General features: G+C 46.1%; 7 protein-coding genes and 1 tRNA gene. 4 read left to right on the plus strand and 4 right to left on the minus strand.

The window, feature by feature from the left end; all coding sequences use genetic code 11:
* Positions 1–27 precede the first annotated feature (27 nt).
* Together Q4561_RS00005 and Q4561_RS00010 are read left to right on the plus strand one after the other, a co-directional pair.
* Positions 28–6,933 carry a BapA/Bap/LapF family large adhesin gene (locus Q4561_RS00005; protein ID WP_303456297.1) on the plus strand — a complete coding sequence of 2,302 codons (6,906 nt, stop codon included), beginning with the start codon at positions 28–30 and terminating at the stop codon, positions 6,931–6,933.
* A gap of 221 nt (positions 6,934–7,154) precedes the next feature.
* Positions 7,155–7,229: transfer RNA gene (locus Q4561_RS00010), tRNA-Arg, on the plus strand.
* A gap of 57 nt (positions 7,230–7,286) precedes the next feature.
* Here Q4561_RS00010 and Q4561_RS00015 read toward each other — a convergent pair.
* Entirely contained in the window at positions 7,287–8,363 is a 1,077-nt protein-coding gene (locus Q4561_RS00015) for a transporter substrate-binding domain-containing protein (protein ID WP_303456299.1), read from the minus strand.
* A 293-nt stretch (positions 8,364–8,656) separates the two neighbouring features.
* Between Q4561_RS00015 and smrA the strand changes: the two genes are divergently transcribed.
* Positions 8,657–9,247 (plus strand): DNA endonuclease SmrA, encoded by a 591-nt coding sequence (gene smrA / locus Q4561_RS00020; protein WP_303456301.1) that lies wholly within the window; start codon positions 8,657–8,659, stop codon positions 9,245–9,247.
* Positions 9,248–9,338: 91 nt separating this feature from the next.
* On the opposite strand, the gene Q4561_RS00025 is transcribed toward smrA, so the two are convergent.
* On the minus strand, positions 9,339–9,479 hold the full coding sequence (locus Q4561_RS00025; RefSeq protein WP_013785166.1) for a hypothetical protein: 141 nt from the start codon (positions 9,477–9,479) through the stop codon (positions 9,339–9,341).
* 234 nt (positions 9,480–9,713) lie between these two features.
* Entirely contained in the window at positions 9,714–13,613 is a 3,900-nt protein-coding gene (gene purL, locus Q4561_RS00030) for a phosphoribosylformylglycinamidine synthase (RefSeq protein ID WP_303456304.1), read from the minus strand.
* Between the two features lie 176 nt (positions 13,614–13,789).
* On the opposite strand from purL, the gene mltF reads away from it, so the two are divergent.
* On the plus strand, positions 13,790–15,157 hold the full coding sequence (gene mltF / locus Q4561_RS00035) for a membrane-bound lytic murein transglycosylase MltF (protein WP_303456306.1): 1,368 nt from the start codon (positions 13,790–13,792) through the stop codon (positions 15,155–15,157).
* 305 nt (positions 15,158–15,462) lie between these two features.
* Here the strand turns inward: mltF and tadA are convergent, their stop codons facing one another.
* Positions 15,463–16,005, minus strand: coding sequence for a tRNA adenosine(34) deaminase TadA (gene tadA / locus Q4561_RS00040; RefSeq protein WP_303456308.1), 543 nt, complete (start codon positions 16,003–16,005; stop codon positions 15,463–15,465).
* Positions 16,006–16,336: the final 331 nt, after the last annotated feature.

The following is a 16,336-nucleotide window of genomic DNA, read 5'->3' on the forward strand; positions in this document are numbered from 1 at the left end:
ACTGCCGATGGCGATGGTAACTGGAGTGTGACGCCTAATACGCCGTTAGGCGATGGCGTAGAGGTAACGGCAACTGCTACCGATGAAGCAGGCAATGAAAGTGCTTCAACTTCAGAGACAGTTAATGCTGCGGCACCTGGGGTCACCTTCAATGATGTCACCACGAATGACACTACCCCTGAATTGACGGGAACGGTAACCGATCCAACAGCCACGGTAGTAGTGAACATAAACGGCAATAACTACACCGCCACCAACAATGGCAACGGTACCTGGACACTGGCCGACGATGTGGTAGCCACATTGGCGGAAGATAGTTATACCGCTACGGTAATAGCAACCGATACTGATAATAATGCCGCGAGTTCAAACGGCTCCGTAGTGATTGATACTAGCGCACCAGCCGCTCCAGTGGTTAATGCCGGAAACGGTACAGAAATTATAGGTACTGCCGAAGCCGGTGCATTAGTTAGTATTGATGTAAACGGTGACGGTACACCTGATTACACCGTGACTGCCGATGGTGATGGTAACTGGAGTGTAACACCTGATACGCCGTTAGCCGATGGTGTTGAAGTAACAGCGACAGCTACTGATGAAGCTGGTAATGAAAGCCTACCAGGCACAGATACCGTCGATGCCGCTGCCCCTGACGCCCCAGTAGTGAATGCTGGCAACGGTACAGAAATTACTGGTACTGCCGAAGCCGGTGCATTGGTTAGCATTGATGTAGACGGTGACGGTACGCCTGATTACACCGTTACCGCCGATGGCGCTGGCAACTGGAGTGTGACGCCTGATACCCCATTGGCTGATGGCGTAGAGGTAACGGCAACTGCTACCGATGAAGCAGGCAATGAAAGTGCGCCAACTGCAGATACTGTTGATGCCGCTGCCCCTGACGCCCCAGTGGTCAATGCTGGCAACGGTACAGAAATTATAGGTACTGCCGAAGCCGGTGCATTAGTTAGTATTGATGTAAACGGTGACGGTACACCTGATTACACCGTGACTGCCGATGGTGATGGCAACTGGAGTGTGACGCCTGATACGCCGTTAGGCGATGGCGTAGAGGTAACGGCAACTGCTACCGATGAAGCAGGCAATGAAAGTGCGCCAGCGTCAGATACCGTTGATGCTGCTGCACCTGACGCCCCAGTGGTGAATGCAGGCAATGGCACCGAGATCACAGGTACTGCCGAAGCCGGTGCGTTGGTTAGCATTGATGTAGACGGTGACGGTACGCCTGATTACACGGTTACCGCCGATGGCGATGGTAACTGGAGTATAACGCCTGATACCCCGTTAGCCGATGGTGTTGAAGTAACAGCCACAGCTACTGATGAAGCAGGCAATGAAAGTGCACCAGCTTCAGATACCGTTGATGCCGCTGCACCTGACGCACCAGTGGTGAATGCTGGCAATGGCACCGAGATCACAGGTACTGCCGAAGTTGGCGCCTTAGTTAGCATTGATGTAGACGGTGACGGCACACCAGATTACACCGTTACCGCCGATGGCGATGGTAACTGGAGTGTGACGCCTGATACCCCGTTAGCCGATGGCGTAGTGATAACGGCAACTGCCACCGATGAAGCTGGTAATGAAAGCCTACCAGGCGCAGATACCGTCGACGCCGCTGCCCCTAACGCCCCAGTGGTGAATGCTGGCAATGGCACCGAGATCACAGGTACTGCCGAAGTTGGCGCCTTAGTTAGCATTGATGTAGACGGTGACGGCACACCAGATTACACCGTTACCGCCGATGGCGATGGTAACTGGAGTATCACCCCTGACACCCCATTGGCTGATGGTGTTGAAGTGACAGCCACAGCTACTGATGAAGCAGGCAATGAAAGTGCGCCAGCTTCAGATACTGTTGATGCCGCAGCCCCTGCAGCACCAGTAGTAAATGCTGGCAATGGCACCGAGATCACAGGTACTGCCGAAGCCGGTGCATTAGTTAGCATCGATGTAGACGGTGACGGTACACCTGATTACACCGTGACGGCCGATGGCGCGGGTAACTGGAGTGTAACGCCTGATACCCCGTTAGCCGATGGCGTCGTGATAACGGCAACTGCCACCGATGAAGCAGGCAATGAAAGTGCGCCAACTGCAGATACTGTTGATGCCGCTGCACCTGACGCCCCAGTCGTGAATGCTGGCAACGGTACAGAAATTACAGGTACTGCCGAAGCCGGTGCATTAGTTAGCATCGATGTAGACGGTGACGGTACGCCTGATTACACCGTGACGGCCGATGGCGATGGTAACTGGAGTGTGACGCCTGATACCCCATTGGCTGATGGTGTTGAAGTGACAGCCACAGCTACCGATGAAGCAGGTAATGAAAGTGCGCCAGCTTCAGATACTGTTGATGCCGCTGCACCTGACGCACCAGTGGTGAATGCTGGCAATGGCACCGAGATCACAGGTACTGCCGAAGTTGGCGCCTTAGTTAGCATTGATGTAGACGGTGACGGCACACCTGATTACACGGTTACCGCCGATGGCGATGGTAACTGGAGTATCACCCCTGACACCCCATTAGCCGATGGTGTTGAAGTAACAGCGACAGCTACTGATGAAGCAGGCAATGAAAGTGCGCCAGCTTCAGATACTGTTGATGCCGCTGCACCTGACGCCCCAGTAGTAAATGCTGGCAATGGCACCGAGATCACAGGTACTGCCGAAGTTGGCGCCTTAGTTAATATTGATGTAGACGGTGACGGCACACCTGATTACACCGTGACGGCCGATGGCGCGGGTAACTGGAGTGTCACGCCTGATACCCCGTTAGCCGATGGCGTAGAGGTAACGGCAACTGCCACTGACGAAGCAGGCAATGTTAGTGCACCAGCCTCAGATACCGTTGATGCTGCTGCACCTGATGTGACCATCAATGATGTCACCACTAACGACACTACCCCTGAATTATCGGGAACAGTTGACGATCCAAATGCCACCGTTGTAGTGACCATAAACGGCAATAACTACATCGCCACCAACAATGGCAACGGTACCTGGACACTGGCCGACGATGTGGTAGCGACATTAGCCGAAGATAGCTATACCGCGACGGTAACAGCTACCGACCTAGAAAATAACAGCGCTTCTGATAACGGCACTGTGGTAATTGATACCAGTATTGATGGAAATAACAACGGACAAACCGTTACCTTCGATAGTATCACCAACGATTCAGGGGTGAACGGTGACTTTATCACTAGCGATAGCACATTAATCTTTAGCGGTACGGTGGACATTGATGATAACACTACGTTAACCGTGAATGTTGATGGTACTGATTACACCTTTGGCATTGCACCTGAACTCACCATCGATGGCAGTGGTAATTGGAGTCTCGATTTATCGGGTACCTCTTTACCTGCAGGAACATACCCTGTTATTGCCACCGTTACCGATGAAGCAGGTAATTCTGCCAGCACCACCAGCCAAGATGTGGTCATACAAGTCATTGATGCCATCAATGATGGCAACGCTATTGATATGGGTGAGCCAGTTGTAACCGTGAACCCACCAGAAACAACTAGTGACGTACAAGTTATTGGATTGGTGGAATCAACTGGCGGTGTAGATGCCAGCGCCACCTTTACGGTTTCGCCCGATAATGTAGGCGAAGTACTTATTGAGGTAGACCAGATTTCACTTGTCGCCGTTGCCGATGCTTACATTGTTGAGGTTTACGATGAAAACGGTGAACTTGTCTATCAAGGGGTTAGCGCAGACTCGCAATTAGTCGATGTGGGCGGATTAGATATCTTCAATGTTTCTGGTGATGAAACCATCTCAATATCGCTAAGTGGTCTGGATGCAGGTAACTATAGTGTGGTGGTTCGCAACGACGAAAATATACTTGAAGAGCTACTAGATGGTGACGGAAATGGAGATATTAGCCTTGTCGAACTCGGTAGCGCGGGCGTGGTGCTTGGGCCAGATAACCAAGAAGTTGTCCTTGATACTGTTGAAGCAACTTTAAACGGCGGTATTTTAGGTATTCCTATTGGCAGTGTGGGTACCCTAGTAAGGGGGGCTTTAGAGACAATACTGGAGACGACTACCATCATTGGGGCCGGTGACCTTGTTGGCGCTTTAACTGCTCCCCTTGACGCTCTCGGTTTAACAGGCTTCCTAGATGATATTTTAAGTGTGATTGCCGATGTGTTACTCAGCAATACCTTAACCTTACTGCAAGACACTGATATTACCACCACAGTTACCGAATACACCTACACGGGTGAAACGGTAGCACAAGGTAATTTAATTGATGGAGATTCTGGCGGTGTGGGCGCTGACACTATTCTTGATGGTGCCCAAGTCACATTTGTTATCAATGCAGAAGGTGAAAGTGTTAGCGTTCCTGCTACAGGCACCACAACAATTCAAGGCGAATATGGTGTATTAGAAATTGCTGCAGATGGCACCTATACCTATACCGCAGATGGGGACCGTAGTGCTATTGGCCAAGATGAGGTGTTTAACTACACCCTATCTGACGGGGAAACCTCTGACATTGCCACTCTTACTATTACCATTTCGGGAAGCGACTTCCCACCTGTTGTTGCACAGAACGACAGCAACGATATGGATTTAGGTGCTCAAACCGCTATTGTGAATGCTCCTGTCACAGACAGCGATACGCAAGTACTAGGCTTAGCCGAAGGTTCACCTGCGGCGGGCTCTCCAATGGCAAGTACAACCCTGACTGTAGATGAAGGCTACTTTGGTGAAGTGGTGGTAGAAGTGAGCCAAACCGCTCTGGTTGCTGTTGCCGATGCATATAGTGTTGAAATTATTGATGCAGAGGGTAATGTCGTTGCCACAGCGATGACACCAGACAACCCATTAGTTGGCGACGTAGCAGGCATAAACTTAATAGGTGTTACCGGTGACAACACTTTAGTTGCAACTTTCTCAGGGCTTCCTGCTGGCGACTACACAGTAGTGGTACGCAATGATGAAAGCGCGCTTGAATCTTTATTCGATCAAGATGGTGATGGTTCTATTACCCTGACAGAGTTGGGTGATGATGGCGTAGTGCTAGGTGAAGAAAACCAAGACGTTGTGCTGACAGCAGTCGAAGATGCACTTAACGGCAGTAATGCCAGCGTATTAGGTTCTCTTGGCTTAGGTACTGTAGTACGAGCGTTAATTCTAGAGCCTGCATTGGGCACAGCGGATTCACTCGGCGCTGGTGACTTGGTAAGCACTATCACCACTGGCTTAAACGCATTTGGTTTAGCTTTATTAATAGATGATGTACTTGATGTAGTTGCAGCAGCGCTACTAAGTAACACCCTCACGTTACTGCAACAAACAGATGTCACGTCAACACTTACCGAATACGCGTTTGACGGCAGCACTACAACATCGGGAAATGTTATAGATGCTAGCAACAGCGGTGATGTTAGCGATAGCATTGTTCAAGGCGGGGTAGTGACACAAGTTACCCATACCAACGGCGAGGAAGTAACCGTGTTAGGTAGCGATGCTGCGGGGGTTACTATCTCAGGTAACTTTGGTGACTTAACCATCTATGAAGACGGCAGTTACACCTATGTCGCTAACGGGGTACGGGATGGTTTAGGTGATACTGATAGCTTTAGCTACACCATTTCAGATGGGACTAATACGTCTACTGCGAACCTCAACTTTAACCTATCAGGGCAAGGGGTATCGGCAGACTCGGCCCGTGCTGAATTAACTTACGACTTTGTTTCAGACACTGGCCCTAGTGAACTAGATGCGCTTTCTCATAGTTATTTATTAGGGGTGGGGGGCAGCTTTAGCGATACCAGCAGTACGTTTGCCGTCGCTACAGACACGACTCAAGATATTACGTTAAACGTTGATAATGGTAGCCTGCTGTCACTGGTTTCAAGCCTTACTGTTACTGTAGAAAAGTTTGAAAACGGAGTATGGGAAGAGTATAGAGTTTTCCCAAGTGGCGAGCTTGTTAGCTTATTAGGCATTGATGGCGACACCGTGCTTACCGTTAACGGATTAAACGAAGGCTTGTACCGTTTGTCAATGAGCGGTACGACAGGCCTTGGCGTAGCCGGTAGTATTAGTGTAGACCTATCCTCTACCATCAACTACCTTGACCAGTTTGAAGTCAGCGGCGTACAAACCGCCACCGGAAATCTGTTCGAAAACGATGTGCTCTTTAACCCAACATACGATGTAACTGTATCTACTGACGGAACAAACTTCCAAGACGCTACGGGTGGCATTACGTTACTGGGTGATTACGGCACGTTGCAAATTGACGAAACAGGTGCTTACACCTATACACCAGACGGTTCCTTGAGTGTGTTTGGCGGTACATTAACCGATACCTTTATGTATAGTATCGAATATCCTGATGGCACCGTTGAACAAGCTGACTTTAATGTATTTGTCACGGCCTCAGGTGAAGGTGTACCAGTAGTAGAAACAAGTAACTCACCTGAAGCCATGGAAAATAGTTCATCAGAGTCGGTAAGTGCATCACAAAGCACAGAAACGGAAGCTACTGATGAACCCAAAGCGCCTAACGTTATTGAATTTAATGGGCAGTCTGAACAAACCGTCGAGTTAAACACTGATTCTCAAGTGGTGACATCTGAGAGCACATTGCCGGAAGATATAATTACCCTTCCAGAGGAAGACGATATTATTACCATCGGGCTGGAAACCGAAGTAACGATTGATACAGTAGATCTTGAGCTTCCACCGGAAGATTTGATTTTACCGTCGATAGAGGCTATTCCTTCAGATTCTGACAGCGATAGCACATCGGTAGCTGAGTCTGGGCCGGTGTCTGGTGATACTTCTAAAGAGAGTGACAGTAATATTGGTATTGCTACTCCGTCAGAGTCGGAAGTGCTTAAAACAGCAATTGATAAATTCCCGTCAACGGATATTTAATATAAACGTGATTTGAGCAAAAAGCCCTGATGCATAAAGCATCAGGGCTTTTTTTATTTACAAACTTGCGAAACTCACTGCTTACAATGTCTAATTATTCTATACGACAAACAAGCAGGTAAATTTTAAAACCTATACTATGAAACCTTCGGCACCTCATTGATTAATCAAAGGGTTTCGTATTTGATGGAACTACGTATAATAAACTCTCACTATGTTAGGTCCCCATAGTTTAATGGATAAAACAAGGCCCTCCTAAGGCTTAGATGTTGGTTCGATTCCAGCTGGGGACGCCACTACAAAAGGCTCAACTTCAAACTCTTCTAGTGTCAACGTCCCAGCTTAAATCAATATTATTGCCCCAAATAATCATCCAAAATATCTTGCCATTCATCTGTTTCGATTACTTTAAGTAACGCTGTATTAATTTTTTCTCTTTGGGCGCTGTTCTCTGGCAATGCAATAGCATAATCCTGACGCTCAATGACTTCAGGTAAAATAAGAATGCTGTCTTCATATTTACCTTTAGTTAAATACTGTAGAATGGGCTTATCGTAAACAAATGCATCTACTTTGCCCGATTCCAATTGTGATAAACCTTCCTCAACACTTTCAAGCCGTTTAAATCCGATATTCTCTCGTTGCAAAAACGCACTACTTGCAGAGCCGGACAAAGTAGCGACCCGAACATCGGGTAAATCTTCCACGCCTTTTACACTTGAAGATAACTGACTTACGGTAAGGCTTGTGGCTATCGCTGCGGTAAAACTACTGATAATAATTATGGCTGCGAACATCCAAATAAAGCCGATTACCCTGCCCCCTAATGTTACTGGTGCTTTATCGCCATAACCTACTGTGGTCATAGTGACTGCCGCCCACCAGAAACTCGCGCCCAGCCCTTTTTGCGTTGAGCCGCCAAACATATCAGCATTATGCTTTCTCTCAAATACCCAGAGTAACGCACCCACTGCTAGTAATAGACCACATAGTGCGGAAAGTGCGAGTAGGAATTCCCAGCTGAAAAAGCCTTTCACCGCTGACATCCACCGATTTCCTTCGCTAGGAACGGCAATAGCTAAACCGGTGGTATAGAAGGGGTGAGTAAAATCGATAACCGTTTCTCTTTGAGCATTTACGGTAAGGGCAGCAACCGATGCATCAAAACGCCCCTCTTTTACGCCATCAACCAATTCAACTAATGACGCTTCAGTGAATTCGTAGTCGGTACCCGTTAATTCAGCTATTTGTTTCCAGAGGGAAATGCTAATTCCTTCAAACGAGCCATCATCGTTCTTTATTACAAAGGGAGGCGCAACCTTGGTAGCAATAACCTGTTTCCCTTCAGCTTCATTTGTTTGCGCGACACTTGGCATCATGACACTCAAGCAACACACGATGACGCTCATTAACCGACTCGTTTTTTTCATACTTGTCCTTGATGTTTTATTTTTATCTAAAATAAACTTACGCTAATTATTCTGTTTGTAACCCGTCTATAAAATAGCTTCGTACTATGAAATACACGCACACTTGATAGTTTTGTACGACACTTATACATTTAAGATTAACCTATTGAGTTTGAGGATAGAATTTTTAGCAAAGAGCCCCACTTATTTTAAGTAATACACGCTTCAGGTAACCCACGTTTAGGTCAGCGGTAAAGTAGTATATGAGAACGAATACTTTCGAAGTAATGTCTCGCTAAGTGTTGGAGAGGACTATGACTGAAATTGAAACAAATGATGATTTACATACGTTCTTTGCTGAAATGCAGGATGTAAAACCTATTAAATCTTCTAATAAGGCCTTATTACACGATACAGAAAGCGCGCTCGCTGAAAAAAAGAGACGAGCAGCACGTCAACGTAGCGAACGGGAAAAGCTAAAAAGTCCGCTAAGTTTGGAAGGAGTGACACCAGTAAAGCCTGACGATTTCATTTTATTCCAACAACCAGGTATTCAAGATGGTGTGTTCAAAAAATTACGCATGGGTAAATACCCATTAGAAGAAACCCTTTCTCTAAGTGGCATGACGATTGAGCAAAGTAGAGACGCGCTGTACAACGCAATTACTGCATCGCATAAGCGGGGTGTACGAGCGTTGTTAATTAAGCACGGAAAAGGTGAAGACAGTAAACCCTTTCCAGCCTACAAGAAAAGCTTCGTCAATCACTGGTTGCTTGAATTAGAAGAAGTGATTGCTTATCACACTGCACAACCCATGCATGGCGGTTTTGCTGCGACGTATGTTTTATTGAAAAAGCATCCAGATCAGAAATTGATCAATAGAGAGAAAAATAGGAAAGGCTGATAGCCAAAGATATGCTAAATGAATTGGTAAAGCTGAGTGATTAACGCCAGTATCTAAGCATAGATACTGGCGTTAGAATTTCACTTTCAGACTACTTAACTGAAGACTGCACAACTAGCGTTGAAGTAACGTCGGCAGATTTAGCTGAACTGCTGAAAACAGCAGTAACAAACATCAGCACAACCGCTATGGCTACTCCGGTTAAGCCAAACCCTTTAGATGAACGATTCATTCGTCGTCTCTTGTTATCAACACCAACAATATATTTTGTTGGTACAACCCTTAACAAACTCCTGTAACCAGTCTGCAATCCCTGCATTGCACTACAATAGATCAGCGACTTATCGAAGACAAGCCCTCAGTACAAATTTTTGACACTTTGCCAATCTATTGACACGCTTAGTGCCCATTTAAACGAAAAAGTAGTGATAAGAACGTCTTACCCGCTACTTTTCCATTGTTTTGCTTATCCTACAAATCGACGAGCATTTCTGAAAATTCTCATCCATGCACCATCTTCTTGCCAATCATCAGGACGCCATGAGTTTGCCACTGCTCTAAACACACGTTCAGGGTGCGGCATCATAATGGTACTGCGTCCATCAGCTGAGGTTAAACCTGTAATACCTTCAGGCGAACCGTTCGGGTTCGCAGGGTATTGCATAGTAGGTTGGCCGTAGTTATCAACATAACGAAGTGCCACTTGCGATGCTACAGACGCTAATGCGCTGTCGCTTGCAAATTCAGCTTGGCCTTCACCGTGTGATACTGCAATTGGCATGCGCGAACCGGCCATGTCTTGCAACAACACAGAGGCAGACTTAGTCACTTCCACCATGGCAACACGGGCTTCGAAACGTGCCGATTGGTTTGCAACAAAGTGCGGCCAATGTTCGGTACCAGGAATAAGCGACTTCAAGTTAGATAGCATTTGGCAACCGTTACACACCCCTAAACTAAAGGTACTGTTTCGGTCAAAGAAGGCAGCGAATTGATCTCGTGCAACTTCGTTAAACAAAATTGATTTCGCCCACCCTTCACCGGCACCTAATACGTCGCCGTAAGAGAAACCACCACACGCGGCCAAGCCTGCGAAACTTTCCAAAGTCACTTTACCGGCCAAGATATCACTCATGTGTACATCAACAGCATTAAAACCAGCGCGGTTAAATGCAGCAGCCATTTCAAGATGCGAGTTCACGCCCTGTTCACGTAAGATGGCAACTTTAGGTTGCACACCTTTTACGATATAAGGTGCAGCAATATCTTCATTTACGTTATAGGTTAGCGCAGCATGTAAACCTGGATCGGCAGCATCTTGCTTAGCCGCATGTTCTTGTTCAGCACATACTGGGTTATCGCGAAGCTTTTGCATCGCCAAGGTGGTTTGTGCCCACGTAGTACGCATAGCTACGCGGCTATCATTTAACACTGCCACGTTATCACGGGTAAACTCGATGGTGTCGGTGGTATTTAACGTACCGATGTAATGACTTATATCAGTTAAATCGAAAGAAGCGAGTACCGCGTTAACTTCCTCGATATCTTTGTCTAATACTTGAAGTACGCCACCAAGCTCTTCGGTAAACAACACAGATAAGTCTGAACCTGCTTCCGAACCTGAAATGCCATCTAGCGCAACACTTACACCGGTTTTACCGGCAAAGGCCATTTCAGCTACCGTGGTGAATAGTCCACCATCAGAACGGTCGTGGTAAGCTATTACCAGTTGTTTCTCAATTAGTGTCTGTACCGCATTGAAGAAGGCTTTCAAACGTTGCGCAGAAACCACATCGGCAGGTGCATCACCTAATTGCTCGTACACTTGTGAAAGACAACTCGCGCCAAGGCGGTTTTGACCTTCACCTAAATCGATTAGCAATAGTTGGCTTGCGCCTTTATCGGTGCGAAGCTCTGGTGTTACCGTTTTACGGATATCTTTTACAGCACCGAAAGCAGAAATCACTAACGATAACGGTGACGTTACTGCTTTATCTTCGCCTTCTTCTTGCCACGCAGTTTTCATCGACATGGAGTCTTTGCCTACCGGAATGGTTAATCCCAATTCAGGACAAAGCTCTTCACCTACGGCTTTTACCGCCTCATACAAGCCAGCGTCTTCACCAGGGTGACCTGCGGCAGCCATCCAGTTTGCTGAAAGCTTAATACGGGTTAAATCACCAATATTCGCCGCGGCAATGTTAGTTAACGCTTCACCCACCGCTAAACGGGCCGACGCACCATGAGATAACAAGGCTACTGGGGTTCGTTCACCCATCGCCATGGCTTCACCATGGTAAGTATCAAAAGCAGTGGCAGTAACCGCTACATCGGCCACAGGTACTTGCCAAGGGCCAACCATTTGGTCGCGGTTAACCAAGCCTGTTACCGAGCGATCGCCAATGGTAATAAGGAAAGTTTTTTCCGCCACAGTAGGTAGCGACAATATGCGCGTTGCTGCGTCAGCTAGTGTAATGCCGCTTTCATTAAAACCAGTGGTTTCTAATGGCTTGCTGGTAACGTCGCGATGCATTTTAGGCGGCTTGCCAAGTAATACATCAAGGGGCATATCTATAGGCTGGTTGTCGAATTGGCTGTCGTTTACATTCAATTCTTGTTCAGCGGTGGCTTCCCCTACGACTGCGTAAGGTGCGCGTTCACGGGCACAAATCGCTTCAAATACCGGCATGTTTTCTGGCGCTACCGACATCACGTAACGTTCTTGTGATTCGTTACACCATAACTCTAGCGGTGTCATACCCGGTTCGTCAGACAACACGTTACGCAGTTCAAACTTACCACCACGTCCGCCATCGTTAACTAATTCAGGCAGCGCGTTTGATAAACCACCCGCGCCAACATCGTGAATAAACTGAATGGGATTGTTATCGCCTAACTGCCAGCACGCATCGATAACTTCTTGGCAACGACGCTCCATTTCTGGGTTTTCACGCTGTACCGAAGCAAAATCTAAATCTTCATTTGATTGACCTGATGCCATGGAAGAGGCTGCGCCCCCACCAAGACCAATATTCATTGCAGGGCCGCCAAGCACGATAAGTTTGGCACCTACGGTAATTTCGCCTTTTTCGATATGTTCACGGCGAATATTCCCTAAACCACCCGCAAGCATAATAGGTTTGTGGTAACCACGTACTTCTACGCCGTTGAAGCTATTCACTTCTTGCTCGTAGGTACGAAAATAACCAAGCAAATTCGGACGACCAAACTCGTTGTTAAATGCAGCGCCACCTAGCGGGCCATCTAGCATAATATCTAGCGCACTCACGATACGTTGTGGTTTACCGTAGTCTTTTTCCCACGGCTGTTCTAACCCTGGAATACGTAAGTTAGATACACTGAATCCACCTAAACCAGCTTTCGGTTTAGAGCCGCGACCGGTAGCGCCTTCATCGCGAATTTCACCACCTGAGCCTGTTGCCGCACCTGGGAAAGGTGAAATAGCGGTTGGGTGATTATGGGTTTCCACTTTCATCAGAATATCGATATTCTCATGATGGTATTCATATTGGTGTGTTTGTGGATTGGGGAAGAAACGCCCTGCTTCCCAGCCTGACATTACCGCAGCGTTGTCTTTATACGCTGAGTAAACATGGTCAGGTAACACTTCAAATGTGTTCTTGATCATTTTGAACAAGGATTTATCTTGTTCTTGACCGTCGATTGTCCAACTGGCGTTGAAAATCTTATGGCGGCAATGTTCAGAGTTTGCTTGTGCAAACATGTAAAGCTCTACGTCGGTAGGGTTACGCGCCAAGCGAGTAAAGCTTTCAAATAAATACTCTATTTCATCATCAGCCAGTGCCAGCCCTAACTGGATATTGGCATCAACTAACGCCTGCTTTCCATCTTCTAAAATAGCAACCGACGTAAAGGTTTTCGCAGATGCTTGAGCAAATAACACTTCTGCTGATTCAGTATCAGGAAAAACCGTCTCGGTCATTCGGTCATGCAAATGCGCAGCCACAAGACTATAGTCTGCATCGCTGAGTTGCTGTTCTGCTTCAATGTAAAAAGCACAACCTCGCTCTATACGATTAATCGTGTTCAGACTACAATTGTTTGCTATATCAGTTGCTTTGGTAGACCAAGGAGAGATAGTGCCTGGCCGTGGAGTAACTACGAATAGGCTACCAGTAGGTGTTTGAGTTTGTCGGGCAGGGCCGTAGGTAAGCAGCTTTTTAAGTATTTCTAATTGCTGCTGTGATAGTTCACCTTCTGAATCAATAAGGTGAATATATTCGCTATATAGGTTTTTCACTTTAATGCCGGATTGACCCAGCTTTGCAATCAGTTTAGTTTGGTGAAACTCTGACAGTGCGGGAGCGCCTTGAAGGACCAACATATTGCTATACCTAGTTGTTTGGAAACAACGACAATCAATGCGACGCGTCGTCTCTTTAATTGATGAATATTTCGGCGCGGATTATAGAGGAATTATGACGTATTGGTAACCTGTAACGAACGCTATGTTGCAGTTTTTTTTCATCAAGCCCAATTTACAACAATAAGAAAAGGTTTATGCCGTTACAACAATATAAAAAACGATTAAAAACATCTTTTTTTATCGTATTATGCTTTTTTGCTACAAGTTGTGGTTCTCCTACTGTGCCGAACGCTCTGTTGTCATTGATTGAACGCGGTTCGATAAAGGTAGGCACCCTCTATGGTGCTGCAACTTATTATAACGGTGCCGAAGGCCCACAAGGTTTTGAATATGAATTGCTCGCGGGCTTTTCAGATTACCTTGGTGTCACCCTCGACTTATATCCCTTCTACAGTTACGACGCTATGTTAGAGCAGCTTGCTGAAGGCAACCTTGATATTGTCGCCACCGGCGATGCGGTTACCGACGCCTTGCTGGCTCGCTTTACTTATGGCCCTGCTTATCAAACCGTCTCACAGCACTTGGTATACCGTGCTGGTACGGCTAGACCTCGCCAACTCGATAACCTTAAAGACCCTGTAGTAACAGTTTCAGGCAGTAGCCAAGCACAATTGCTGGCGGTATTAAATGGTACGAGTGGCTCACATTTAGTCACCACCGAAGACTCTGATGCCGAGGAATTGCTACAAAAAGTCGCCACTGGCGATATTACCTATACCCTTGCTGATAGTAATCGATTGGCACTGCAACGAAGACGACACCCTAACTTAGCTGTGGGGCTAACATTACGAGAAGAAATGCCAATGGCATGGGCCCTTAATCCTGAATTAGACGATTCAATTAAGGCTGCCATTATCGAATATTTTGGCACTGTGCATCAATCGGGGTGGTTTACCGTACTAGAAGAAAAGTATTTTGGTCATATTAGGCAATTTGATTACGTAGATAGTCGTGCATTTAATCAATCTGCCGAATCACTATTAAGAAACTACAAAAGTATGTTTCAGCAATACGCTGGAGATTTAGATTGGCGTCTTCTGGCCGCAATGAGTTATCAAGAAAGCCACTGGGATCCCGATGCAATATCACATACCGGCGTTAGGGGTTTAATGATGCTGACGATGGATACGGCTAATGACTGGGATGTACAAGACCGAACTGACGCAGAACAAAGTATTCGCGGAGGTTCTCGCTACTTCGCCAGCCTATTAGGAAGAATTCCAGCACGAATTGGTGAGCCGGATAGAACTTGGATGGCAATGGCGGCGTATAACCTTGGTCTAGGGCATTTAGAAGACGCCCGAATTCTTACAGAGCGTCAAGGTGGCAACCCTGACCTTTGGGTAGACGTTAAACAACGTTTACCTCAATTAAGGCAAAAGAAGTATTATAGAACAACGCGATATGGTTATGCCCGAGGCGATGAAGCCTTGCAGTATGTTGATAATATTCGTCGTTATTACGACAGCTTACTTTGGCTAGATGAGCAAGGAAGAATTTAACCGAAATCATATTGAATTTTGTCATGATGATGTCATCTAACAGAAGTAGCATCGAATGTAAGTCGCTTTTAGCTAGTTAAGTCCTTGCAAAGGGCTATCGAAGGTATGAAAGCAGTAGCCAAAAAGGCGAATGAATGCCTTATTCAATTTCCCAATTTGTATTAACAAGGAGGGCAAAATGAAAAGAAACAAATTATTTAGGAAAGGAATAAAATTGAAAAATAATAATAGACGTAGAGTGATGCTAAAAAGAATGCATCAAAAAGTACTACAACGCCGCAAACTGTTTGTCACCAGTGAGATGTTTACTCAGTTGACCCGCAATTCTTAAGCGCCGCTTGTTTGGCTTTTTTATCTAGCTTTATCTGTGCTCGACGACGTTTAAAAAATGCTGAAATTTTATCAGCACAGTCGTCGGCCAGCACCCCTGGTATTACATCAACCTGATGATTGAGTGATGGATGGTTCAAAATATTCATCACTGATCCTGCCGCCCCTGTCTTGGCATCGCTGGCACCAAAAACCACACGCTTAATTCTGGCATGTACTAACATGCCAGCACACATAGAACATGGCTCTAAGGTGACATACAGCGTGGCATCGGTAGTACGATAATTATGTAGGTGTTTTGCCGCCATTCTTACTGCATTCATTTCCGCATGGGCTGAAGGATCACTGTCTGTGATTGGCGTATTCCACCCTTCACCGATTAACTCACCATTAAGTACTACACAGGCCCCGACAGGAACTTCTCCCATTGCTTCTGCTTTATCCGCTAGGCTGAGGGCGTGTTGCATCCACTTTATATGCTTTGCCATGCGTTTAGAGTTGTTAATTTCGTCATTCATTCGTTAATTTAACTATTTTTTTGTGAATTTGGTTTTATCCAGGTTCGCCCAACAATTCAAATTAAACCTAAGCTTATGATTTTTATTTAAATTACAATACTGGCAACTATATTGCTCTATCTTTATAAGCATTTGTATAGGCACCTATTTAAGAGCTTGAACGAGCAATTAATTAACGCTTATACAAATAGTTACAAAGCTGCTTTAACTCAGCGCCGCTAATGGTCAATACAAGCAATGTCGATTAGCTTACCCCATACCCTATATGTGGAGTACAGTTATGTATTTGTTTACACTTTATTTCGAATAAGCGTATTTATAAACGCTATAG

The sequence above is a fragment of the Alteromonas sp. 1_MG-2023 genome (genome assembly GCF_030547075.1).
Classification (GTDB): domain Bacteria; phylum Pseudomonadota; class Gammaproteobacteria; order Enterobacterales; family Alteromonadaceae; genus Alteromonas.